Origin of the sequence: Flectobacillus longus, assembly GCF_030056705.1 — a bacterium.
Lineage (GTDB): Bacteria > Bacteroidota > Bacteroidia > Cytophagales > Spirosomataceae > Flectobacillus > Flectobacillus longus.
The window spans coordinates 173748-198049 of the sequence record NZ_JASHIC010000004.1 but is presented as its reverse complement, the minus strand read 5'-3'; the positions used below and the strand labels follow the sequence as shown (position 1 = coordinate 198049).

Below are 24302 nucleotides of genomic sequence, written 5' to 3'. Positions count from 1 at the left end.
TAAAAATTAGACACTTTTAGTTAAAACAAGTTTAAGATTCGTTTAAATCATGACTTATTCTTGTTTCTCAGAAAATACCATCGTAGTATTAAACTGTTAAAATAACATTCTTTTTTGTGTTTTGATATGTTACGCATTTAAAAAATGGCGTACCTGCTTCAGCACACCTTATTTTAAAGGGCTATAGATAATAAATATTAGTGATGAGTTTTGAGTGGTGAATTTTGAGTGTAAATTTTTAATTATCACGATTTACTATTCAAAATGGGTTGAATTTCATAGTATTGTAGCTATCGGGTCAATAGTATTTTACATTCACAATTCATCACTCAAAATTCATCATTTAGATCAGTCTCCCTTTTCCCAATTAATTAACTTTTAAACAAAACCACGACTTCATCAAGTATGAAAACAAAAGAAGAAATTGTGACAAACTGGTTGCCACGATATACTGGCACAGCTATCGAAGACTTTGGTCAATACATTCTATTGACAAACTTCAAAAATTATGTTGATATGTTTGCAGAACAATTTGATGTACCAATTAATGGTATAGATAGACCCATGCAAACAGCCACAGCAAATAATATTACGATTATCAATTTTGGTATGGGCTCGCCAATGGCCGCTACTGTAATGGATATTTTGACTGCTATTTCTCCCAAAGCTGTACTATTTTTAGGAAAATGTGGGGGGTTGAAAAAGAACCTTGGTCTTGGAGATTTGATTTTGCCTATTGCAGCAGTAAGAGGAGAGGGTACTTCGGATGAGTATATGCCCAAAGAAGTTCCTGCACTTCCTTCTTTCCGTTTGCAAAGAGCTGTTTCTTCAATGATTAAAAAACATGAACTAGATTATTGGACAGGCTTGGTTTATACCACAAACCGTCGTGTTTGGGAGCATGATGAGCAATTCAAGCAATATTTGACAGATATTCGTGCGATGGGCATCGATATGGAAACGGCTACTATCTTTACGGTAGGTTTTGCCAACAAGATACCTCATGGAGCTTTGTTGTTAGTTTCGGATAACCCAATGACGCCCGATGGTGTAAAAACTGAAGAAAGTGATAAGAAAATCACCGCTAATTATGTAGAAAAACATCTTCAAATAGGAATTGATTCTCTCGAAGAACTAGCCATGTCAGGTGAATCGGTGAAACACTTAAGATTTGAATAAGCAATAAAAAAAACCTGCTGATGAGGCAGGTTTTTTATTTACCAGAAAAACTTTTATACTAGTTGCAATAATCACGAATTACTGCATAAGCTGCTGTATAACCTAATTCACCTGCTTTACTTAAGTCATTACATCCGTCAGTATCACCCAAAGCATGGCGAATAATACCACGAACGTAGTATGCTTCTGCATATTTTGGATTTAGCTTAAGGGCATTTGTACAATCCTGAATAGCACCACGTTGGTCACCAATCTGAGACTTTACCATTCCTCTAGTAAAATAAGCTTCTGCAAAAGTTGGATTAAGAGCAATAGCTTTGTTGTAATCTTCAATAGCGGCTTTGGTATCACCAATTTTTGCTTTTGACAGCCCACGGTTATAATATACTTCTGAGCGTTCAGAAGTCATTTCTGCCATTTTCAAACGCTCACTTACACCACTGCGTAACTCGTCCAAAACTTGTTTGGTAATAGGACCTGTATAAAGCACTTTTTTGGCTTCGATGTTACCAATTGCAATAGCTTTATTAAAATCATCGATAGCTTCTTTCGTGCGTCCAAGCTTATTTTTTGCAAAACCACGACCATAATACGCTGGTGCGTTTTCTGGGTCTTGGCTCAATGCACGGTCAAAATCGATTTGGGCACCAGCAAAATCTTCTGTTTGACTTTTGCAGTAACCACGATAGTAAAGTGATTCAGCATCTTCTGGGCTAATTTCAAGAGCTTTGCCATAATCAGCAACAGCACCTTTGTAATCACCCATTTTCATTTTACTGTAAGCACGACCAGAATAAGAAGATGGACGCTTAGGACTTAGTTCAATGGCTTTCGAGAAATCTTCCAAACTACCCTTAAAGTCTTCCAATTTTTGCTTTACTACGCCACGAGCAGCATAACCCAAAGCATTATCTGGAGTCAAGTCCAAGGATTTGTTGTAATCCGAAAGGGCTCCTTTATAGTTTTCTAATTTTGATTTACTGTAGCCACGACTAAAATAAGCATTAGCATCTACAGGATTCAAATCAATACCACGATTGTAGTCTTGAAGAGCACCTTTATGGTCTTCTTGTCTTGCTTTACTAGTTCCACGACCAATATAAGCATCAGAATATCTTGGGTTTAATTCGATAGCTTTGTCAAAATCATTGATAGCACCACGGTTATCTTTAAGGTTTGACTTAGTGACACCACGGCTATAATATGCTACCGCGTTGTCTGGTTGAAGCTGAATTGCCTGTGTGAAATAATTTTGAGCTAGTGGATAGTTGCCCTGACGACTCTGAACTACCCCTAAGTCCATTAACTCCTGAAAAGTCTGGGTGGGCGCAGTGGTTTGTTGTGAATATCCAGTAAAACTAAGCAGAGATATAGACAGCAGAGCAGAATAAAAACTCTTTTTCATAGGGTTAAATTTGAAAAAATAAGTTTTAGTGATAGGTTAGCTATCAAAATGATAGTAAATAGATAGATTAACCTTTAGATTTGTTTTATAACTTTGTAATTGCCAAAGTTTCAGCCAAATTACTGAAAAAATACCTTACAGCCAAAAGTTAAAAGATAAACTGTCATGAAATTTGCCTTTCCAAAGAGTAGAAAAAAGATATTGCTTGGGCTTATGCTCGGGACAACTGTCAGCTTGGATGGCTGTCGAGTAATCAATAAAAATCGTATCTATACCGATGAAAGATGGCATACTGTTCAACAGTCGCCTGCTACAACCAATCGGTCAGCTAACGACAAAACAGCTCCTTTGCTAACAGCCGACGAGAGGGTGGCTCAATATTTTGATCAGCAATTGGTCGACCTTCGAAAGCAAGTAAAGGTGAGCCCTGTTACTCGTGTCAATACCAAGCTTATACATATACGTTTTGATACCGATTCTTATTTTATCGGCAATTCAGATATACCTTCTGAGTTTGGTAAAATGAATATGGCTAGTCTTTCTCGTGTATTACTGTCGTATCCGCATACTGCAATCATTATGGAGAGCTATACCGATGCTAATGGTACAGATGCTTTTAATGATCGTTTGTCGTTAAAAAGAGTGGCACAGGTAGCCAATTGGTTAGTATTGAGTGGAGTATCCCCTAATCGTCTTAAGGCATTATGGTATGGGAGGCGTAATCCTGTAGCAAGTAATGATATTGAAGATGGACAGCGTATGAATCGCCGTGTGGAAGTGTTTATTATGCCAAATAAAACCTTGTTTGACAAAATCTCAACTGAAATGCGTGTATCAGGTACTAACTGACAAGGCCAGAGTATTGTATAAATTATACTCATACTCTAGCCCGAAAATGCTATTACAAAATTTGACTTAGTCCAAAAGTAAGTACAAAGAGAAGTGTTGTTAAAGCCATTCTTTTTAAAAATGGATCAATCTGAGCAGGTGTTTGTCCTTGAGAAATACCACGACCAATTTTTATTAATAAAGGAAGAGTAACAACAAACAGCCAATGAACCCAATTATTGCCTGACTCGTTGATTAATGTGTAAACTACAGCACACAAAAAGCCAACAATCAAAAGCCCCCAGTGATATATAACCGCCTTTTCTTTTCCTAACCTTACAGGAATTGAATTTTTCCCTGTTTTAGTGTCTGATTCTATATCTCGGATATTATTGATATTCAGGACGCCAACTGCAAATAAGCCACATGAACTAGCTGGTAAAAAATTTAACCAATCCAAGTTGTGTGTATATAAAAAGTACGTTCCTAATACCCCAACCCAACCAAAAAATATTAATACCGAAATATCTCCTAAGCCCATATAGCCATAAGGACGTTTGCCAACGGTATAGGTGATAGCCGCAATAATTGATAAAATACCAAGTCCAAAAAAGCCAATAATCGTTTGTGTATTAGTGTCTTTAAGTCCTTCGTAAATCAATAAAGAACCAGATGCCAATGACAATATAGACATGATAATCATAGCTTTGGTCATTTGTTCTCTGGTAATTGCCCCCGTTTGTACGGCACGAGTTGCTACGGTTCTTTCTACGCTATCTACACCACTTACTGTATCGCCGTAATCATTGGCAAAGTTGGAAAGAACTTGCAAAAAAGTAGTGGTAAGCACTGCCAACCAAAAGATTTTCCAAGAAAAAGCATCATGACCTGCTGCCAAGAAGCTTCCCATCAAAATACTCGCAAGTGCCAAAGGCAATGTACGAGGACGAGCCGCCAAAATCCAATTTTTCATTTTTTATATAAAAGTCTTTAAAGTATAAAATAAAACGAAAATAAGTAGAAAAGAATCCCTAGCAACACGCCAGACGATGACTCTTTTTCCAACAAAAATACCGAACATACAGTTACAAAAATAACCTGTACATTCGGTATTTGGATGTTTTTGTTTGAAATAAGTTAATGGGTAAAATAAAATTAATTTTACCCGCAATAGGCATTAAGCTATATGCCGTAAGCAAAAAGTATTTTTAACAAAATCATGAATACAATTTTTGCCTAGTGCCTACGGCTTACTGCCTAAAGCGTGTTTTAAGTTATCAAAAACAATTCATGATTACTTGTTCAACGCATCTTGGAATTCCTTGCTGTTTGGTTTTACGCCAGAAGCAAAAAAGTTTGTTAACTCTCCTTTTTCGTTAATCAAGTATTTGCAGAAGTTCCAACTTGGTTCTTTGTCGTTCCAACCATTCAATTCTTTTGTGGTAAGCCACTTGTACAAATCACATTTGCCTTCGCCTTTTACTACAACTTTTTCAAACATTGGGAATGAAACACCGTAGTTTTTTTGACAGAAAGAAGCAATTTCACTATTTGAGCCAGGCTCTTGTCCACCAAATTCGTTAGCTGGAAAACCTAACACAATTACTTTCGCTTTGTTGGCTTGATAGAAAGCTTCCCAGTCAGCATATTGTGGCGTATAACCACATTTCGAAGCAGTATTAAGGATAATTACTTTTTTACCTTTGTAATCTGCAAGATTTACATCTTTGCCATCTAATGATTTCATTTTGAAATCATAGAGCGTTTTTGCGGCTGCAAATTCAGCGTTCATTGGTCTGCTTTCAATAGAGTTTTTGGTAAAAGGAAGGGCTAATGCACTTAGCAAGCTTCCCACTTTCAAAAGTTTAAGAATCATGACAGTTACGATTGTTAAAAGGATGATAAACAAGGGCTTTTTCATAAAAACTAAAGCTGTAAGTTATCCAAGATTGCTAATCTAATCAAGCGAATAACAGATTTGGAACTGGATATTCGACAAACGGATTACATTCTTGTTGGTACTTTTATACCTAATAACGCCATAGCCTTCTTAATTGTTTCGCCAACTGCTTTTGAAAGCTGTACTCTGAACTGCATAGCTTCTGGACTTTCAGCATTAAAAATGCTCAATTCAGCAAATAAACGGTTATATGACTTTGCCAAATCATAAGCATATTGCGCAATGAGCGCTGGAGAATATTCACGTCCAGCATCGGCAACTTTTCTTGGATATTCGCTCAATGCAAAAATGATTTCACGCTCTACTTCATGTAGGCTTGTGTAGGTACTTGCGTCTTCGATATTGATATTTAAACCTTCTGCTTTTTTCAAAATCGAGCAAATACGTGCGTGAGTATATTGAATAAATGGCCCTGTATTTCCTTGAAAATCAATAGATTCGGCTGGATTGAAAAGCATACGCTTTTTCGGGTCAACTTTCAATAAGAAATATTTTAGCGCACCCATCGCCAACGTGCTATATAATTCCTCAGCTTCTTCGGTAGTAAATCCGTCGATTTTGCCTAATTCATTGGTACGCTCACGAGCGGTATCCTTCATTTCTTGCATCAAGTCATCGGCATCTACTACGGTGCCTTCTCTTGATTTCATTTTACCTGAAGGCAAGTCAACCATTCCGTAACTCAAATGGTAACAACCTTCGGCATAAGGGCGACCTAATTTTTTTAAAATTTTGAATAACACCTCAAAGTGGTAATCTTGCTCGTTACCTACCACATAGAGTGATTTTGACATACCAAAATCCTTGTATTTCAAATCGGCAGTTCCCATATCTTGAGTGATATATACCGAAGTGCCATCTTTACGAAGTACTAATTTTTGGTCAAGACCTTCATCGGCAAGGTCAATCCAAACCGAGCCATCTTCTTTTTGGAAGAAAACCCCAGAGGCTAAACCTTCCTCTACAGTTTCTTTTCCTAAGAGATAGGTATTAGATTCTTTATAGATTTTATCAAAGCTCACACCCATGGTTTCATACGTTTGATTGAAGCCTTCAAAAACCCAATCATTCATTTTTTGCCAAAGAGCTACTACTTCTTCATCGCCTTGTTCCCATTTCAAAAGCATTTCTTGTGCTTCTTTCATCAAAGGTGCTTGCTTTTTGGCATCGTCTTCCGACAAACCTTCAGCTTTCAGCGCTTCTACTTCTACTTTGTAGTGCTTGTCAAACTCTACATAATATTTACCTACCAAATGGTCGCCCTTCATGTCAGCAGAGGCTGGTGTTTCGTTTTGACCAAATTTTTGGTAAGCCAACATCGACTTACAAATATGGATACCACGATCATTTACAAGATTAGCCTTGATAACATTGTATCCATTGGCATCTAAGATTTGAGCTACAGAGTATCCCAAAAAGTTGTTACGAAGGTGACCCAAGTGAAGAGGCTTGTTGGTATTGGGAGAAGAATATTCCACCATGACAGTCTCATCTTTGGTAGGAAGTTTACCAAACGACGCATCACTTTTAAGGTGATTAAAAGTATCCTTCCAAGCAGTATCGGCAATAGAAATATTCAAAAAGCCTTGTACTACATTGAAGGTACTAACAACGGTAGTATTGCTGACCACGTAATTTCCGATGGCATTTCCAATTTCTACTGGAGACTTGCGAAGTGCTTTTACATAAGGGAAAACCACAAACGTGTAAAATCCTTCAAAATCCTTGCGGGTAGGCTGAAGGGCTATAGTTGGTTCGGAAACTTCAAACTCGGCCAAGAGGGCAGCTTGAATACTGTCTTGTAGTATTTTTTCGATATTCATTGCGCTAGGAAAATTTTCCAGTGTTTACTAAAAGGAAGAAAGTGAAGACCATAAAATATGGTAAAAAATCGTGTTTGACGAAGTGTACCTTCTACCGAAGTGCAAAATTAGCCAAAATCCCTTCGATAACCATATCGGAATAAGAAAACCTCTGTGCTTTTTCTTTTTCAGAAACCTTGAAATGTGTAAATTGTAAAATAGATATTGAGAGATAACAATCTGATGTAATGTTTGTTTTCTATTAAAAATGAACCAGTTGTCCGTTTAGTGCTATCATAAACCTTTTACCAATGCTATGAAAAAACACCTTACTATATTCCTTTCTTCTTTTGGGGTTTTTCCTATTGCTAGGAAGAATTTTTGGCGTATTGGCTTTGGGATGCTTTATATGCTATGTTGTTTGGCTAACTTTTCAGTTTGGGCTCAACTAGAAAAGGTCAACGAAGTTGAGTACATTAAAGACTATGGCAAAACGAAGGACTGGTCGGTAATTCCACTCAAAGAAAAAGGCGCTTTAGTAGTTTTTGATAATGCTGAGATATTTGGGAGAAATAGCCAATGGGAGTTTTATAGAATCGATTCTACCCTCAAAGAACAGTGGAATGTTAAATACACGCCTCCAGTAAGAATGGAAAACCTACTGACTTACTCAAATGCTGATTATATGTATTTCTTATTTGCAGAAACCGATGCGGATGATGTTGTCATTACTCGTGTCAATCTGAATTTGGGAGAAATTGATGAATTTAAAGGGAAATTAGTAGGTTTACGAACCATCAGTCATTTCAAGGTATTAGGAAATACAGCCTATTTTGCGGGTACTTATTTCGACAAGCCAGTTGTGATTTCATTTGCTTTTTTTAACGCTACCACAAAAGTTTTATCAGGAATATATGACAAAAATGTGACCATTAATTCTTTAGAGATAGATGAGATACGTAACGAAGTCAACGTAATTATTAATGAAAGAAGAAAAGGTATTTGTAGCATGTCTGTGCTATCTTATTCGTATATGGGCGATTTGCTGAGAACCAATCAAGTGCCGTTGGCTGATCATAAAAATGTCAATTTTGTCAGTGGAAGACTCCTATCTGTGTCGGAACAAGAAACGATTTTGGTGGGTAATTTTTCTACTAACTGTAGCAATTATTCAAAGGGCTTGTATCTGACACATTTTGAAAATGGAGAACAAACAGGAACGACTATGATTGATTTTTCGGAGTTGAGTAATTTTTTTGGATACTTGTCTCCCAAACGTCAGCAAAAACTAAAAGAAAAAATAGTCAGGAAAAAAAATGAAGGGAAGGACACTAATTTTAGCTATTTGCTACAAGTACATGATTTAATAAAAACAGAAAAGGGCGCCTTAGTTTTGGCAGAGGTCTATTATTATTCTCCTAACAATAATAATACCTTAGGTATCTACAATTATGCACCTGTAAGTATTGCACAAGTACAACGTATGCGAGCTAGGGCGGGGCGCTATCGTTATACACACGCTATTGTTTGCGAGTTTACGAAGGACGGGAAAGTACTTTGGGACGATGCCGTATCTTTGGGCTCTCTTGAGGGAAGTGGCTTGGCAGAGCAAGTGCAGGTATCCAAATACAAAGGAGATTGGGTAACTACTTATCTGGATAAAGGAAAATTAAATATTCAAAACTTACATAACGGAACAGGGGCATCAGATAAGGAATTGTTTGAGATAAAGTCTGATATTGAAAACCGCCATGTCGATGAGGAGGCAGAAGTGGCAGCTTGGTATGATAAGTATTTTCTAATTTGGGGAACACGTCAAGTGCCATCTAGAGGCGAAAACACTACAGGTTCTGAGGTGCTTTATATTCGTAAAATGTCCTATGCTCCAGAGCAATCTAGCCCAACTAGCCAAAAATGATATGTTGTATCCTCCATTGAAAACCCCCGAAGAAGGATAGAATGTTGTATCTTTGCGTGAAAATTGAAAAAAAATAGTTTTTCAGAGATGTATTTCATGGAAAACTTTTGCCAATAGAAATCTAAGACTAACATTTATAACAATGGTAGAACTATACAGAGAGGCATTGACACACTTGAAAAAAGGTGATACTTTGCTTTACCCGTCTGATACAATTTGGGGATTAGGCTGTGATGCACGCAACGAAAAGGCTGTAGAAAAAATCTTGTCAATTAAGCAACGGCCTCAAAACAAGGCATTTATTGTGCTTATATCAAAGATTGAACAGTTGTCTGAGTATTTGATTGAAGTGCCCGAAATTGCTTGGAATTTGGTGGAGTTTGCCGAAAAGCCTCTAACAGTTATTTATCCTAAAGGTAAAAACTTAGCGCCCAATTTAATGGGACCAGACGGTAGCGTAGCAATTCGTTTAGTAAAAGATGAATTCTGTAAAGGTTTGGTGCATCGTATGGAAAGAGCGATTGTTTCTACTTCGGCTAATATCTCAGGACAGCCAAGTCCAACACAATTTTCTGACATCGACCAGTCAATTATCGACAATGTAGATTTTATTCTTAAAAATCCTAAAGGGGAAAATCTCAATGCTCAGCCGTCCCAGATTGTTAAGATTGGCATGTACGGAGAGTTTGAGTTTATCAGAAAATAGTTATTGATTATCTGTTAGTATTATCAGTTTTCTATGCTTTGTATGAGCAAGAAAAATGGTAAATCCCAATAGACAATTGATTCAAAGCGATACACTTTGTTCAAATGTCATCAGAGAATGGAAAGAAGGGAGCAATAGCTTCAGGGTCTTTTACAAAACAATTTTATGAATTTTACAGAAACTTTAAATAATAATCCCATCTTCCAATTGGTGGCTAATTCGGCTCAACAGTTGAATGTACGAGCCTTTGTTGTAGGTGGGTTTGTACGTGATTTAATTTTAAATCGTCCTTCAAAAGACATTGATATTGTGTGTGTGGGTTCGGGGATTGAGTTGGCCGAACTAGTAGCCAAAAATTCTGGACGAGATGACACTTACTTGTCAGTATTCAAAAATTTTGGAACGGCAATGATACGTATTGATGATTGGGAGGTCGAGTTTGTAGGTGCAAGAAAAGAGTCATATCGTAGCGATTCTCGTAAACCAATTGTAGAGGATGGTACTTTAGAGGACGATCAAAATCGTAGAGATTTTACCATTAATGCTATGGCTATATCGTTGAATGTTAATGATTTTGGTCAGTTGTTGGATCCGTTTGATGGTGTTTCTGACTTGAGAAGAAAAATTGTTAAAACACCACTTGAGCCAGGCATTACTTTCTCTGATGATCCCTTGCGAATGATGCGTGCAGTACGTTTTGCAACACAATTAAATTTTGATATTCATCCCGACACATTTGATGCTTTGTTGTCGATGAAAGACCGTATTTCGATTATCTCGAAAGAACGTATCACCGAAGAACTAAATAAAATTATTCTTTCAAAAGTACCTTCTTACGGTTTTAAGTTATTGGATTCTTGCGGATTGTTGCAACTAATATTTCCTGAATTCTGTCAATTAAAGGGTGTAGAAACAGAAGAAGGAAAAGGGCACAAAGATAACTTTTACCACACTTTGCAGGTATTGGACAATGTCGCCAAAAAATCGGATGACCTTTGGACTCGTTGGGCAGCTATTTTACACGATATTGCCAAACCCGCTACTAAGCGTTTTGATAAGAAAAAAGGATGGACTTTTCATGGTCATGAGGAGTTAGGCGCCAAAATGGTAAAACCGATTTTTACCAATATGCGTTTGCCTCTCAATGAGAAAATGCGTTATGTTAAAAGCTTGGTTCGCTTACACTTACGACCAATTGCCTTGTCGAAAGAAACCATTACAGATTCTGCTTTGAGAAGACTACTTTTTGAGGCGGGCGAAAATTTGGAGGGATTAATGATTTTGTGTCGTGCAGATATTACTTCCAAAAATGGTGAAAAAGTAAAACGCTACCTACGTAATTTTGATATAGTTGAAATTAAGCTGAAGGAGGTAGAAGAAAATGATAAGCTACGTAATTTTCAACCAGTTATTACAGGTGAGATTATTATGGAAACTTTTGGTTTGACGCCCTCAAAAGAAGTAGGAATCATTAAAATAGCTGTTCGTGAGGCGATTATCGAAGGACAAATCGAAAATACTATGGAATCTGGTATGCCATTTATCCTTGAAGAAGGTCGCAAATTAGGTTTGAGTCCCAAATTGTAAGTTTTTGGTGGTAGGCTTTAGGTAATGTCGAGTTATTGCCTAAAGTCTATTACTCGTTGTATAAAACTATTTTGAATTCTATCATCCATATATCACTTCCACACAATTTGTTCCCCCGAACAAACATTTGAATCTTCTGAATTGTAGGCCACATATTTAAACAAACTCCTTGCTCAATGAAGACTTCCAGATTGTGGATATTCTCACTATTGCTACTGTTTCCCTGTCTTCTTTGGGGACAAATGACCGTTTTACATCCTTTCAATCGTCTGATTTTACAAAGAAACCTCTTTAATCAAGCAGATTTGGTGATTAGTGGCTATACCAATGTAGCCGCTACCAAAATAGAATATCAGCTTGTAGAAATAGGCAAGCCAGCCAAGGGATGGCAGATACTCGCAAGCAATGTTTTAAATCATGAATTTTCTGGAAAAGTAAAAGTCAATGCTGGTTTTTATGACCTTTATATACGTGCTTGGGTCAATAGTACGATTATCGATGAAAAAATCATTGAGCAAATTGGAGTAGGTGAGGTATTCTTGATTGCTGGACAATCCAATGCAATGGGGGTACAAGGGCTAGGCTCAAAAGATGCTTCTGAAAGAGTAATTGTAATTAATGATTTGAATAAGTATTTAGATGAAAAAGAGAACCTAACAATTGCTTCTAATGAGCCTATGCGACTACATAAAATGGAAAGAGCTTTGGCTAATACTAATATGTATCCATCGGGGGAGTCGTCATGGTTGTGGGGCGAGTTAGCAGACAAAATTGTTCAAAAATATCAAGTCCCTGTTTTTCTGTTAAATTGTGGTTGGGCGGCAGCTACTTCTGAAAACTGGAGTAAGTCTGCCAATGGAGAATTGGCTTATAATCAATATGTCAATAAAAATTGGCCTAACCAACAGCCTTATACAAATCTAAAAAACACGCTACAATATTTGGCTTCGCATACGGGTCTTAGAGCTGTACTATGGATGCAAGGCGAGTCTGATGCAGCTCATAATCAGACTTCTGCACAAAATTATGAGGCCAATGTGAAGAATTTAATTGAAAAATCTCGACAAGTTTTTGGCTACAATATACCTTGGTCAATTGCCCGTTCGACAGTTTCGAGCCGTAATGAATGGGCTGATTTGGTTATTAAAGGGCAGAATTCAATCATCAAGAATGTACCAAATACTTTTGCTGGCCCTGAAACAGATACTATTCAAAATCCCAGACCTATTACTCATGGGCATTTGGAAAATGTCAAAAATGGTATTCAGGGATTGACATTGGCAGCCACAGCATGGATGCGTACAATGGATACGACGTTTTTCAAAAAAGCAGTTCCCTATCAACCGCAATCTACACTGGTACCTAGGCTATTACCAGCACACTTACCATTTGGGCGAAATTTTGCGATTTATTTTCAAGGAATTACCAATCAAAATAAAATCTATCGAGTAGAACTTTTGGATAAGGATGGAAAATTTGTTGCGCAAATAGGTCAAGGAACAAGTAATCCAATTGTTGTCAATATTCAAAATGTGTCTCCTCTCGAAGTATATCGTTTGCGAATTGTTTCTGATGCTCCATTTTTGCAAAGTACGCTTTCAAATACTTTCACTTTGTCTGGAAGTTGGACGCCCTTAAATCAATTTACATTAGTCGAAAAAATAGATTCTCTACAGTTAAACTGGTCGTACGTAGAGGCATATTCTCCATCAAAAATCACAGTACAATATAGTAACAATCAACAAAGCTTTACGGATGTGTACACCGAAAACGCTAATAATACCTTGGAAGGAAAGTGGACAGTGATTCGCCCGAAAGAAGTATTTTCTTACTATAGATTAAAATTGATATTAGCCGATGGGTCGATAGTTTATACTGATACAAAATTAGTGATTGATTATTCTCAGGTTTTGGGAGTTGAAAACCCTAATTTATCGGTAAAAATCTTTCCGAATCCTACAAGTACCTATTTTGTGATTCAGGGAGTGAATGATGTCAGACAACTACAACTTTTTTCCAGTAATGGACAAGAAATTGTTGATATTAAATCGAATAGAGTAGGGGATGAATATGTAGTAGAGTTTTCAGAGACTATTCAGAATGGGACTTATTTGTTGAGGTTGCAAATGGCTAATAATCAGACATTATATCAGAAAATAATGATTCTAAAATAAAAAAAATAAACTTTCATATCGTTTTCTCAGTAACAAGATGAACTGAGAAAACGATATGAAAGTTGCATATAAAAATTTTGTAGCGAAATTACACCGACATAATATCTTTTTCTTTCTCTACAAAAATAGCTTCAACTTTTGCAATGTAGTTATCTGTAAGTTTTTGAACACGCTCTTCACCAGTTTTAACAGCATCTTCTGATACACCGTCGTTTTTCAACTTACGAATAGAATCATTCGCTTCTTGACGAACTTTTCTAACGTTTACCTTAGCTGTTTCGATTTCAACTCTTGCTTTTTTTACCAATTCTTTACGTCTTTCCTCAGTCATTGGGGGCAAGTTCAAACGAATAACTTCGCCATCGTTCATAGGCGAAAGACCGATATTTGAGTTGCGGATAGCCTTTTCGATTTCTGCAATCATTTTTTTCTCAAAAGGCTTCACTACGATTGAACGAGCATCAGGAATTGCAATAGACGCAGCACCTGTAAGAGGAGTCATCATACCATAGTATTCCACCTGAATCCCGTCGAGCATAGCGGGAGTTGCCTTTCCTGCACGAATCTTGGCTAATTCAATAGTTAGGTGCTTCATAGCGCCATCCATTGTTTCTGTGGCAGCATCAAGATAAAATTCTATTTCTTCCATTTGTTGTAATGAGTGGGTTGTGAAATTCAAATAGTTCGCTAGAGACTTTCAAAAAAAATCGGACAGCTCCAAGGTAAAACTACTTTGGGCTATCCGATGTTTGAATGCTATTTATTAGCTAATAAGAGTTCCTACATCTTCACCTTGAACAAGCTTAGTAAGATTGTCGGGTTTGTTCATATCGAACACGATGATTGGGAGTTTATTTTCTTGGCAAAGCGTAAACGCTGTTGCATCCATAATTTTCAGACCTTTACCTAAAGCCTCAGAGAATGAAAGCTGAGCATAGCGTGTAGCAGTAGGGTCTTTTTCTGGATCGGCAGTATATACACCATCTACACGAGTTCCTTTTAATACAACATCAGCTTCGATTTCGATAGCACGAAGTGCTGCTGCTGAGTCAGTTGTAAAATAAGGGTTACCAGTTCCGGCACTAAGGATAATAATTCTTCCTTTTTCGAGGTGGCGAATAGCACGACGACGAATCATTGGTTCACAAACTGCTTCGATTTTGATGGCAGTCATCAAACGTGTAAACATTCCATGCTTTTCTAATGAAGCTTGAATTGCCATACCATTGATTACTGTAGCCAACATACCCATGTAATCACCTTGTACACGGTCAATACCAACTTTGGCAGCACTTGCGCCACGGAAGATATTACCGCCACCGATTACAATTGCAACTTCGACACCTAAATCGTGTATTTTCTTGATTTCTTGGGCATATTGCTCCAAAATTGAAGGTTCGAGAACTTCGCCATCCGAACTGAGGGCTTCACCTGAAAGCTTAAGAAGAATTCTTTTGTACTTGGGTTTGTCCATGAGAATTTTTTTTTTCGGTCGCAAAGATAAACAAAGTTTTTTAGTTTGGAATAGCCCCGATTTGAAGTTCAGTGATTTTTATCTTTCTCTACACCGTATATGGGCTATTACCTAACGGCTTAGCGATTTGCGAACTCGCATGCACACAAAAATAGCCCAATTACTCAAAATATGTAATTGGGCTATTCAGTATTTATCAAAAGTGTTAGTAAATGGTTGAATTCACAGGTATTAGGTCTGATTTTATTCAAATTCAATCATTACTTGATTCTTTTCAACATTTTCACGTGCAGCTACTTTAATCGATTTTACTTTTCCGTCACCTGTAGCTTTTAGTACATTTTCCATTTTCATGGCTTCCAGAATCAATAAAGTATCGCCTTTTTGGACAGAATCCCCTACCGAAACTTTAATGTCGACCACTAAGCCTGGCATTGGCGCTTTGAGGTCATTCACTTTTGAGGAAGCCGCATTGCTCATCCCTAATTGGTCTAACAAAATATCAAAACGGTCTTTTACGCCAACAGTGTAAACGGAGTTATTGATTTTTAGGACAAAACTTTTACTTGCATAATCAGCTTCGATTACTTCAGCATTAAACGAACGGTTATTGTACAAAATACTGAAATTACCGTCTTGTGTCTTGGCAAAATCCCAGTCAAATGGCGCTCCATTTAGGAGGGTTTCGGTAGCATTTTGTTGAATATCGAAAGTCTTATTATTTACACTTGCTTTTAACATGGCTCCTTTAATTTTGTTTTGTTACGAACTTTTATTGACCAAATATACACCAACTAAAATAATTGACATACCTAAATAGTGCTCAATAAGTATAGCTTCGTGGTCGAGCGCCCCCCATATCATTGCAACAATTGGAATTAGATAAGTAACCGAGCTGGCCAAAACTGCTGAAGTCATCTGAATCAGTTTGTTAAACAATACCATTGCTATGGCAGAACCCATCACACCAAGCAAGGCTGCATAGCCCAAAGCTGGCAAGGCTCCATCTTGAGAAAGCCTGTCTACAAAATCTGTACTAAACAAAACTACACCTGATACAGGACCAATAGTCATAAATATACAACTGGTAATGACCAATGAGTCTAGCCCGATATTAGTAAGATATTTTTTGGTAAACTGTAGATTGATGCCGTATAAGAGAGTTGCCAAAATAACCAATAACGCGTACAAGTTGATGGAGATTTTTTCTTTTCCTGCCAAAACCAAAATTAGAGCACCCACAAAGCCAAGAATAATACCATAGAATTGTCGTTTTGTAATGCGATTTTTGAAAAATAATCCACCAATAATAAGAGTAAACAAAGGAGTTGTTGAGTTTAATGCTCCTGAAATGGCACTATCTAGCTTTGTTCCTGCCAGAGAGAAAAGAAAGGCAGGAAATAGATTCCCTAAGCACCCCACAATCAGAAATTTATACCAATCTTTAAAAGGAATTTTTTTGAGATTGTATAAAAAAATAGGGACAAAAAAGCAAAACGCCGAAAAGATTCGCAGTGAACCTACTTGTGATGCTTGAAATACATGAAGACTTTTTTTGACAAGGATAAAAGAACTACCCCAGACCAAGGCTAATAATATTAACAAAAACCAAGCGATGGCAGAAGTAGATTTGGTAGTAGTGTTGCTCATAAGAAACAATGTTGAATGAAGCTTTGACTATACATATCGTACAGCAAAACAGTTAGTAATGACAAGTTAATGCTTTTTTAACAACTAAAAATTGAAATAGAGTTTCCGAAATTTGAAAAAGAAAGAAATACGAGAAAGGAAGTCAAGATAGGAGAAGCAAGAACTACTGAAAAATAGGTCAATGAAACTTAAAACCTTGGACAATCGGTGCCTTTGCGAGTGCGGGAAGGAAGCTTTAGTCCACTTTTAAAACAACTAGTAATTCCCATTTGAAAAATTATCCCACTGTTATGAGAAGAGGAGGATGTTCCGATTTCGAAGTGAATACCAACAAAGGAACGAACCATAACCCTGATACCCAAAAGAATACCGACAGATGGCGCAAATTGTTTTTGATAATAATCACCTCCAATCATCGCTCCAAAATAAGGGTCTATATTGGCTTCATCAGAATTGATTAATTCTCCAAAGTGTTGATATCCTCTAAAACTAAGTTGCTTAAAATCTGAAAATTCTGAGGTGAATTGAGTGTACTGAATACCTAGTCCATAGTAGGGGCTTTTGGTTATACGTTTTTCGAGTCCGATACAAAAGAGTTGCGGACTGTTTTCGAGAATGCGTGTGGATTTATCCTTGTTTAGGTCGGAGCCATGGGCAAAGTAAAGATAGATAGGATGTAGTTGTTGCGCCGCAAGTATATGACTCAGCCCTATAAGGATAAGGGTTGATAGTATTATCCTTTTCACAGGTTCAAAAATTTCTACTTAGGATGGATTCTTGGTTACAGAGAGTATGATTATTTAAGTTCATACTCTCTAAAATAACGATACAGGCAAAAACTATACCGAATTACTCTACAACTAGCTCTCCTTGAGCATAGAATGCTTGTACATTGGCTAATATTTCTAAGATTTCATCATAACTAAAAGCAGTTACGAGACGCATTCTAAATTCTTTGAAATGAGGAATCCCCTTAAAGTAATTGGCATAGTGGCGGCGCATTTCGACGATTCCTACATGGTTACCTTTCCAGCGAATACTAAAGTCGAGGTGATGTTTACATACATCTATTCGGTCTTGAATGGAAGGTAGTGCTAAGTGCTCGCCCGTTTTTAAGAAATGTTTGATTTCGTTAAAAATCCAAGGATATCCAATTGAGGCACGCCCAACCATGATACCGTCGACACCGTAACGATTCTTATACTCCAAGGCTTTTTCAGGAGAATCAATATCACCGTTTCCAAAAATTGGAATTTTAATACGTGGGTTTTCTTTGATTTTGCCAATCAAAGTCCAATCTGCTTCTCCTTTGTACATTTGTACACGTGTACGCCCATGAATAGTCAAGGCTTCGATACCAATATCTTGTAGTCTTTCGGCTACTTCTTGGATATTTTTGGTAGATTCGTCCCAACCCAAACGAGTTTTTACAGTCACAGGCAAATGCGTGGATTCTACCACGGCCTTGGTCATTGCTACCATTTTAGGAATATCTTGCAACAAAGCCGCACCTGCACCTTTACAGGCTACTTGTTTGACAGGACATCCATAATTAATGTCAATCAAATCTGGACCTGCTTTGGTGGCAATTTCTCCACAAGCACGCATCGTTTCAATATCTGAGCCAAAAAGCTGAATGCCAATTGGTCGTTCGTACTCAAAAATATCCAATTTTTGTACTGACTTTGCCGCATCACGAATCAAGCCCTCCGAGGAAATAAACTCAGTGTACATTAGGTCGGCTCCGTTGGCTTTGCAAACCGCTCTGAAGGGAGGGTCAGACACGTCTTCCATCGGGGCAAGTAAAAGTGGAAACTCACCTAAATCTATATTTCTTATCTTTGCCATATTCAATTCTTGCCTGCAAGTGCTAGGTTTTGGTAAATTCCTATAACAAACAGCCTTTTAGAATTATCAAACTCACAATTTTGCTGTAAATTTACAACCAATATGGCACAATTTGATACTTTTTCGTCACAAACTGACAGACCCCTTTTCGCTAAAGTTTTGATTTTGTTTGGATTAACCCTTGTTTTTCTGGCGGTTGGTTCGGCAATTGGGCTAGCTATTTTCTCTAATATGACTGGTGTGCCAATGGCGCAATTCGCTACATTTCAGGCTAATCCTGAGCATTATCCTGATGCGTGGTATGCCATGATGCTCTTGCAAGCGCTTAGTACGCCTATTCCTTTTATTCTTTCGGCCTTAATTTATTGGAAGTATGTCGAAAAAAAGGAAATTAATCAGTGGTATCAACGCCAACCTGCGATATTAGTTTGGGGTATGGTGCTAGTATTGGTGATAGGTTTTATGCCCTTCGACTCGTTGTTTATAGAGTGGAATAAGTCAATTCAGCTACCGAATGCCTTGAAAGGGCTAGAGCAATGGATGCAGGAAAGCGAAGAGGCAGCTAAAAAAATCACTTTGTATTTTACTGATTTTAAGTCGTTTCCTCAATTTGTTGTGGCGCTTGTGGTAGTTGCAGGAACGGCTGCTATTAGTGAAGAGTTACTTTTTAGAGGGGTTTTACAAAATATATTACTCAAAAAATGGAATAATCCTCATTTGGCTATTTGGGTAGCAGCATTTTGGTTTAGCTTTATCCATTTTCAATTTTATGGATTAATTCCTCGAATGTTACTTGGAGCCATGTTTGGATATTTGTACTATTGGTCGGGAAGTTTAAGTTTGCCGATTTGGGCACATTTTGTGAATAATGGTTTCACGATTTTGATGAGCTATTTGTATAAAATTGGCGTTTTAGAAATAAATATTGTGGAAACAGATTCTGTACCTTTGACTACAGCCTTTGCTTCGGCATTGGCATCGGTGTTGATTTTTAGGAAAATTTATCAAGATACCGCTTTGAAAATTGAATAGTGAGTCAGTTGGACATCATAAGGGTAAATATTATCGCTGAATTATGAATGTAAAATGCTGATAATTAGAAATTCACAATTCATAACTCACAATTCAGCACTAATATTGAGTTTATAAACCATTTGAAATAATGAACGATTGGCAGAAGATATATGTGTCTGATAGTCCTTTCAAAACAGATTTGGCGAAAGCCTATTTAGTCGAAGAACATCAGATAGAAGCAGTTGTGATTAACAAAAGAGATAGTTCGTATCTATTGGGTGTATGTGAGCTATATGTACCTGCTAGTCGTGCCACTTTGGCGAGGTTTTTATTAGAAAATGAAGGCGGTTTTCAGGATTCGCTTCAATAAAACACAAAGCCTTTAGTTTACAAGAAGATAATTTATGCTTACTTAAAACTTAAGAAGCTATTCTAAATGAAATTTTAAATTTATTAAAGAAAAGGATGAAGGAAAAATTACAGGGTATGTCCAATCTTCAGCAACGTGTGATTGCTGCGGTCATTGCAATTCCATTTTTATTGTTTTGTATTATTTATAGCGACTGGACTTTCTATGTCTTATTTGCTTTGATTTCGGTATTGGCTCAATTAGAGTTTTACAAATTGCTAGGTTTGGATGGCAACGAGCCATTGACGTATTATGGTACTTTTTGTGGCTTTGTGCTCGTAACAGTCACTTTTTTGATTGAAAAAGGTATTATTCCTTACGAAGATTATTATGTATTGTCTCCGCTGATGGCTTTGATATTTTTTATAAAGCTTTACAAATCGGAAGATGAAAAGCCATTTAAGAATATCGCTTACACATTTTTAGGGGTAATATATGTTGCTTTGCCTTTTGCCTTAATTATCATTTTGGCTTTTTTAACACCAGATTTCAAATTTAGCTGGCAGCGACCTTTAGGTTGTTTGTTCTTACTTTGGGCGAGTGATACAGGAGCGTATTTTGCGGGTACAAAATTTGGCAAAACTAAATTGTTCGAAAGAGTTTCGCCTAAAAAATCGTGGGAGGGAAGCATCGGTGGTTTTGCAGCAGCTATGTTGATTGCATTTGTATTGACTCAATATTTCGATGATTTACAAGATTGGCAGTGGTATGTATGTGGCGCTATTATCGTAGTGGCTGGTACGTATGGCGACTTGGTTGAATCGCTTTTCAAAAGAAGTATTAAAATCAAAGATTCGGCCTCTACAATCCCAGGTCATGGTGGATTTTTGGATAGATTTGACGGTTTGTTATTATCGGTACCATTTATCATTACATTTTTGAAAATGTTTTAATTATTATAAACAATACAAAAAGTGCCAATGTTTCATAAAAAGAACATTGGCGCTTTTGCTTTTATAGGGGTGGATCATATAGATTTCTTAGTATTTTTTGTAAAAGAGAATTTACGTAAAAGATTAAATCTTATTGAGATTAGATTGAACTTAGATCTGAAAAAGGTGCTTTACTTTTGTGAGGTAATTCCGTATTTTAGTGTTGTAAATAAATATAGTGTTTTGGTAAAACGTTAAAAACTGTTAAACCAATACAGGACTACAAGGTCTAATCCTTTAAATTGTATAAGTTTGCGTATTCAATCCGTTGAAATTTCAAATTAAATATTATACCATGCGATTAGCATTTAGATATATTACCATACTAATACTCTTGGTGACAGGATTTTCTGTTAAGACTTTTGCTCAGGGGCAAGATAAGAGTGTTATTTTTTCGGGTAGGGTTGTTGCGGACCGTAGTTCTGAATTTTTGCCAAGTGCTTACGTTTTTAACCCAAATTCAGGAAGAGGTACTTTGACTGATAACTTAGGTAATTTTGCCTTGTATGTATATCCTGGTGATACGATTCAGTTTTCGTATGTGGGGTATAAAAAGCGATATTATGTAATTCCTAGAGAGGTAGAACAAACGCATCAGGCTTATGTGCGTATGTCCGAAGAAACCAGAATGTTGGCGGAGGTAAGGGTATATCCATATAGCACAGAAGAAGATTTTAAAAAGGCGTTTCTAGAAATGCAGTTGGATAATCAGGCAGGTCGTAAGGCATTAGCGAAGAATTTGGAACAATCAAAGTTGAATGTGTTAGCGCTAAAAGCAGGCTTGAGTGGGGCTGGTAATTTCCGAAACTTCTCTGACCAAATGACTTACAGTATGGCCAACCGTAACTTTATTTCGAGCCCTTTAATGACCTTAACAAACCCATTTGCATGGGCACAATTTATTCAATCAATCAAGCGTGGTGATTTGAAAAAAGATGATTATAAAAAGGCTTATGAGGATGCCCCAAGCGAAGGAGTAAGTCGTCAGAAAATTATGAAAGAAATTAAGTCTGGGGGCGGAGGTCAGTAATATTGAGTGAATTGTGATTTAGTGAATGGGTTATTATTTTTAGATTGAAATTTCACCAGTATAGATGCATTGTGTTAAGCATTCAAACTGTTTAAGTTTTAGAGAAAAAAGGTGCTTAGTTTGAGTTTATCGCATTCAACGTTTTAGTAAACAATACGATTCTTGACCATGATTTCATTTAGCGGGTAAATTTATTAATCCGTCATAAAATGTTTAAATAGTTTCATTATCAAAAAAGCGGTTGGAAATTATTTTTCCAACCGCTTTTTTGATATGCTATATCTGACTCGGCTCAAGACGTAATCATTGCGTCTCTACTGGTGAATTTCTTCTTAAAATAATCACTCATTCACTCACTCTCAATTCACACAATGAACTAGGGGTGACTCATGTTGGCGCTAGTCACACATTCTCTACAAAAACTTAACCTCAATTCTTCTATTAAGCTTTCTGTTTTCGTCTGAAGTATTGGGTACATAAGGCTTTGTTTCGCCGTATCCTTCTGCTTTAATTTTATTACTCGGAATACCTTTATTGACTAAATAATTCATCACTTCTTTAGCTCTTTTTTGTGATAAAACTAGATTGTCGGCATCTTTGCCTACATCGTCGGTATGCCCCGATATTTCGACTGAAAGCATAGGATTACTTTTTAGGAGAACTACTAATTTGTCAAGCTCAGTGGCAGATTGAGGTTGTAAATCCCACTGATTCGTCGCAAAGAAGATATTGTTCAAAATTTCTTTAGCATCTTTTTGAATAGGTTCAAGGCTGATATTTAATACTTTGTCGAGTGCGTGAGTTTGGCTGAAATCAAAATGAAGGCTTTTGAAAAAATACCCTTGTTTATTCACAAATAAGGCATATTCGCCCGAAGTATTTAATACCGAAATATACTGACCCGTTTGGGCATCAGAGATAAATTTTCCGACCGTTTGTGAAGGGTTTAAGGCTACTAATTCTAACTCTGCGGAAAGCTTTTGCTGTGTTTTAGCATCAGTTATCGTGCCTTTAAGATACGTTGTAGCTTGGATTTTGGCTTGTAATGAGCTGGGTAAAGTGATTTCTACGAGCTTAGATTTTTTATATCTTTCTCCTGTATCTTGTTCTAATGAGTAGTATCCTTTTTGTCCATCGGCAGTAATAAATAAGGCAACTTGGTCGTCCTGGGTGTTGATAGGATAGCCTAAGTTTTGAGGTGTAGTCCAACTAACCCCTTGCTTTTGAGACATAAATAAATCTAAGCCACCCATGCCTGCGTGCCCTTCAGAACTAAAGAATAGCGTTTGTCCATTGGCATGAATAAAAGGCGATAAGTCATCTTCTGAGGTATTGATGGTATTCCCTACATTTTGGGCCTTTTGCCATTGCCCTGTCGAATCTTGCTTACTAACCCAAATATCTCTTTTTCCGATACTTCCTCTTCTGTCAGATACAAAATATAAAGTTCTTCCATCGGCCGAAAGAGACGGTTGAGAGTCCCATTCGCCTGAGTTGACAGCCTGCCCCATATTTGCGGGCTTTGTCCAGTCGTTGCCATCTCTATAACTCACAAACAGATCACAACTTCCTAAGCTATTACGTCCTCCGCAGGCCGTAAATACCAACGTTCGACCATCGGCAGCAATACTGGCGGTTCCTTCATTTTGTGAGGTATTGATTAGTTCTGACAAACTTTGTGCTTGTTGCCACTGACTATTTGTCCATTTAGAAACATATAGATTCTCGTCACGATTGCTATAATTCTGTGCCGTGAATATCAATGTTTCTTTATCGGCAGTCAGAGTAGGAAAATACTGTGTGTCGAAAGCATTAATGGTATTAGGCAAGGTAAGGGGTTTTATATCGAGCGGCTGCTCAAGGGCTTTTAAGGCAAATTCGGCATTGGCGATACTTCTTTTGATTCGTTGAATAGTAAGGTTATTAGCTGGAGGAATTTTGGGAAGTAGTAATTCGAGGTAAGCTTTGGCTTTTTGGTACTCACCTTTTCGCATGTATAAACTGCCTAAAAATTGTAAGGCATTATTGGCAACACCAGCTTCGGGATTAGCATTATAGCTTTTTTCATAATTCAAGATTGCATTGCCAAACTGGCGATTTTGTTCGTACAAACGACCCAATTGGTAATAAGCTTCGGCAAAAAGGTTGTCTCGCTCAATAGCCTCCTCAAATTGTTGAAAAGCCTCATCAATTTTTCTTTCTTGCAAAGCCTGAAGTCCATCCTGATAGGCATTAATGGCCTTTTTATTAGTAGTAGAAAGATTTTGCTGAGCAGATACCTCGCTCATGATGAAGCATAAAAAGCAACCCAAAAGTGTCCAAAATCTAAAGGTATTCATAGTTGTTATAAGTAATAGGACAATGTTAAATAAAAAAGCCTGTCAGA

At 37.2% G+C, this 24302-nt stretch carries 21 protein-coding genes; 10 read left to right on the top strand and 11 right to left on the bottom strand.

Going from position 1 to position 24302, the window contains the following annotated elements:
- Window positions 1-405: 405 nt before the first annotated feature.
- Window positions 406-1179, top strand: coding sequence for an AMP nucleosidase (locus tag QM491_RS03685; RefSeq protein WP_283325887.1), 774 nt, complete (start codon window positions 406-408; stop codon window positions 1177-1179).
- Window positions 1180-1237: 58 nt separating this feature from the next.
- On the opposite strand, the gene QM491_RS03680 is transcribed toward QM491_RS03685, so the two are convergent.
- Window positions 1238-2584 carry a tetratricopeptide repeat protein gene (locus tag QM491_RS03680; protein WP_283325886.1) on the bottom strand — a complete coding sequence of 449 codons (1347 nt, stop codon included), beginning with the start codon at window positions 2582-2584 and terminating at the stop codon, window positions 1238-1240.
- Window positions 2585-2749: 165 nt separating this feature from the next.
- Here QM491_RS03680 and QM491_RS03675 point away from each other — a divergent pair, with 165 nt between their 5' ends.
- A complete protein-coding gene (locus QM491_RS03675) occupies window positions 2750-3433 on the top strand; it encodes an OmpA family protein (RefSeq protein WP_283325885.1) in 684 nt (227 codons plus the stop codon).
- A 52-nt stretch (window positions 3434-3485) separates the two neighbouring features.
- Here the strand turns inward: QM491_RS03675 and QM491_RS03670 are convergent, their stop codons facing one another.
- From QM491_RS03670 to argS, 3 genes are all read right to left on the bottom strand, one after another.
- A complete protein-coding gene (locus tag QM491_RS03670) occupies window positions 3486-4385 on the bottom strand; it encodes a 1,4-dihydroxy-2-naphthoate polyprenyltransferase (protein WP_283325884.1) in 900 nt (299 codons plus the stop codon).
- 321 nt (window positions 4386-4706) lie between these two features.
- Window positions 4707-5333: a glutathione peroxidase gene (locus QM491_RS03665; RefSeq protein ID WP_283325883.1), complete on the bottom strand. Its 627-nt coding sequence runs from the start codon at window positions 5331-5333 to the stop codon at window positions 4707-4709.
- A gap of 83 nt (window positions 5334-5416) precedes the next feature.
- Window positions 5417-7195: an arginine--tRNA ligase gene (argS, locus tag QM491_RS03660; RefSeq protein WP_283325882.1), complete on the bottom strand. Its 1779-nt coding sequence runs from the start codon at window positions 7193-7195 to the stop codon at window positions 5417-5419.
- A gap of 295 nt (window positions 7196-7490) precedes the next feature.
- Here argS and QM491_RS03655 point away from each other — a divergent pair, with 295 nt between their 5' ends.
- The 4 genes from QM491_RS03655 to QM491_RS03640 all read left to right on the top strand — a co-directional run bounded on the left by QM491_RS03655 (window position 7491) and on the right by QM491_RS03640 (window position 13559).
- A complete protein-coding gene (locus QM491_RS03655; RefSeq protein WP_283325881.1) occupies window positions 7491-9092 on the top strand; it encodes a hypothetical protein in 1602 nt (533 codons plus the stop codon).
- 142 nt (window positions 9093-9234) lie between these two features.
- On the top strand, window positions 9235-9798 hold the full coding sequence (locus tag QM491_RS03650; protein WP_283325880.1) for an L-threonylcarbamoyladenylate synthase: 564 nt from the start codon (window positions 9235-9237) through the stop codon (window positions 9796-9798).
- Between the two features lie 165 nt (window positions 9799-9963).
- On the top strand, window positions 9964-11385 hold the full coding sequence (locus QM491_RS03645) for a CCA tRNA nucleotidyltransferase (RefSeq protein WP_283325879.1): 1422 nt from the start codon (window positions 9964-9966) through the stop codon (window positions 11383-11385).
- Window positions 11386-11561: 176 nt separating this feature from the next.
- Window positions 11562-13559: a sialate O-acetylesterase gene (locus QM491_RS03640; protein WP_283325878.1), complete on the top strand. Its 1998-nt coding sequence runs from the start codon at window positions 11562-11564 to the stop codon at window positions 13557-13559.
- 88 nt (window positions 13560-13647) lie between these two features.
- Here the strand turns inward: QM491_RS03640 and frr are convergent, their stop codons facing one another.
- The 6 genes from frr to dusB form a co-directional block, all read right to left on the bottom strand.
- Window positions 13648-14208: a ribosome recycling factor gene (gene frr / locus QM491_RS03635; protein WP_283325877.1), complete on the bottom strand. Its 561-nt coding sequence runs from the start codon at window positions 14206-14208 to the stop codon at window positions 13648-13650.
- A gap of 114 nt (window positions 14209-14322) precedes the next feature.
- Window positions 14323-15033 carry a UMP kinase gene (gene pyrH / locus QM491_RS03630; RefSeq protein ID WP_283325876.1) on the bottom strand — a complete coding sequence of 237 codons (711 nt, stop codon included), beginning with the start codon at window positions 15031-15033 and terminating at the stop codon, window positions 14323-14325.
- A gap of 243 nt (window positions 15034-15276) precedes the next feature.
- Window positions 15277-15774: an acyl-CoA carboxylase biotin carboxyl carrier protein subunit gene (locus QM491_RS03625; protein WP_283325875.1), complete on the bottom strand. Its 498-nt coding sequence runs from the start codon at window positions 15772-15774 to the stop codon at window positions 15277-15279.
- Window positions 15775-15795: 21 nt separating this feature from the next.
- A complete protein-coding gene (locus QM491_RS03620; protein ID WP_283325874.1) occupies window positions 15796-16683 on the bottom strand; it encodes a DMT family transporter in 888 nt (295 codons plus the stop codon).
- Window positions 16684-16871: 188 nt separating this feature from the next.
- Entirely contained in the window at window positions 16872-17429 is a 558-nt protein-coding gene (locus QM491_RS03615) for a hypothetical protein (RefSeq protein ID WP_283325873.1), read from the bottom strand.
- A gap of 103 nt (window positions 17430-17532) precedes the next feature.
- Complete coding sequence (gene dusB, locus QM491_RS03610) at window positions 17533-18531, bottom strand: tRNA dihydrouridine synthase DusB (protein ID WP_283325872.1); 999 nt, start codon at window positions 18529-18531, stop codon at window positions 17533-17535.
- Window positions 18532-18633: 102 nt separating this feature from the next.
- On the opposite strand from dusB, the gene QM491_RS03605 reads away from it, so the two are divergent.
- The 4 genes from QM491_RS03605 to QM491_RS03590 all read left to right on the top strand — a co-directional run bounded on the left by QM491_RS03605 (window position 18634) and on the right by QM491_RS03590 (window position 21916).
- Window positions 18634-19563 carry a CPBP family intramembrane glutamic endopeptidase gene (locus QM491_RS03605; RefSeq protein WP_283325871.1) on the top strand — a complete coding sequence of 310 codons (930 nt, stop codon included), beginning with the start codon at window positions 18634-18636 and terminating at the stop codon, window positions 19561-19563.
- Between the two features lie 130 nt (window positions 19564-19693).
- Window positions 19694-19915: a DUF2007 domain-containing protein gene (locus tag QM491_RS03600; RefSeq protein ID WP_141234719.1), complete on the top strand. Its 222-nt coding sequence runs from the start codon at window positions 19694-19696 to the stop codon at window positions 19913-19915.
- Window positions 19916-20010: 95 nt separating this feature from the next.
- Entirely contained in the window at window positions 20011-20847 is an 837-nt protein-coding gene (locus tag QM491_RS03595) for a phosphatidate cytidylyltransferase (RefSeq protein WP_283325870.1), read from the top strand.
- 334 nt (window positions 20848-21181) lie between these two features.
- Window positions 21182-21916, top strand: coding sequence for a carboxypeptidase-like regulatory domain-containing protein (locus QM491_RS03590; RefSeq protein WP_283325869.1), 735 nt, complete (start codon window positions 21182-21184; stop codon window positions 21914-21916).
- 413 nt (window positions 21917-22329) lie between these two features.
- Here QM491_RS03590 and QM491_RS03585 read toward each other — a convergent pair whose 3' ends face one another.
- A complete protein-coding gene (locus QM491_RS03585) occupies window positions 22330-24255 on the bottom strand; it encodes an OmpA family protein (protein ID WP_283325868.1) in 1926 nt (641 codons plus the stop codon).
- Window positions 24256-24302 lie beyond the last annotated feature (47 nt).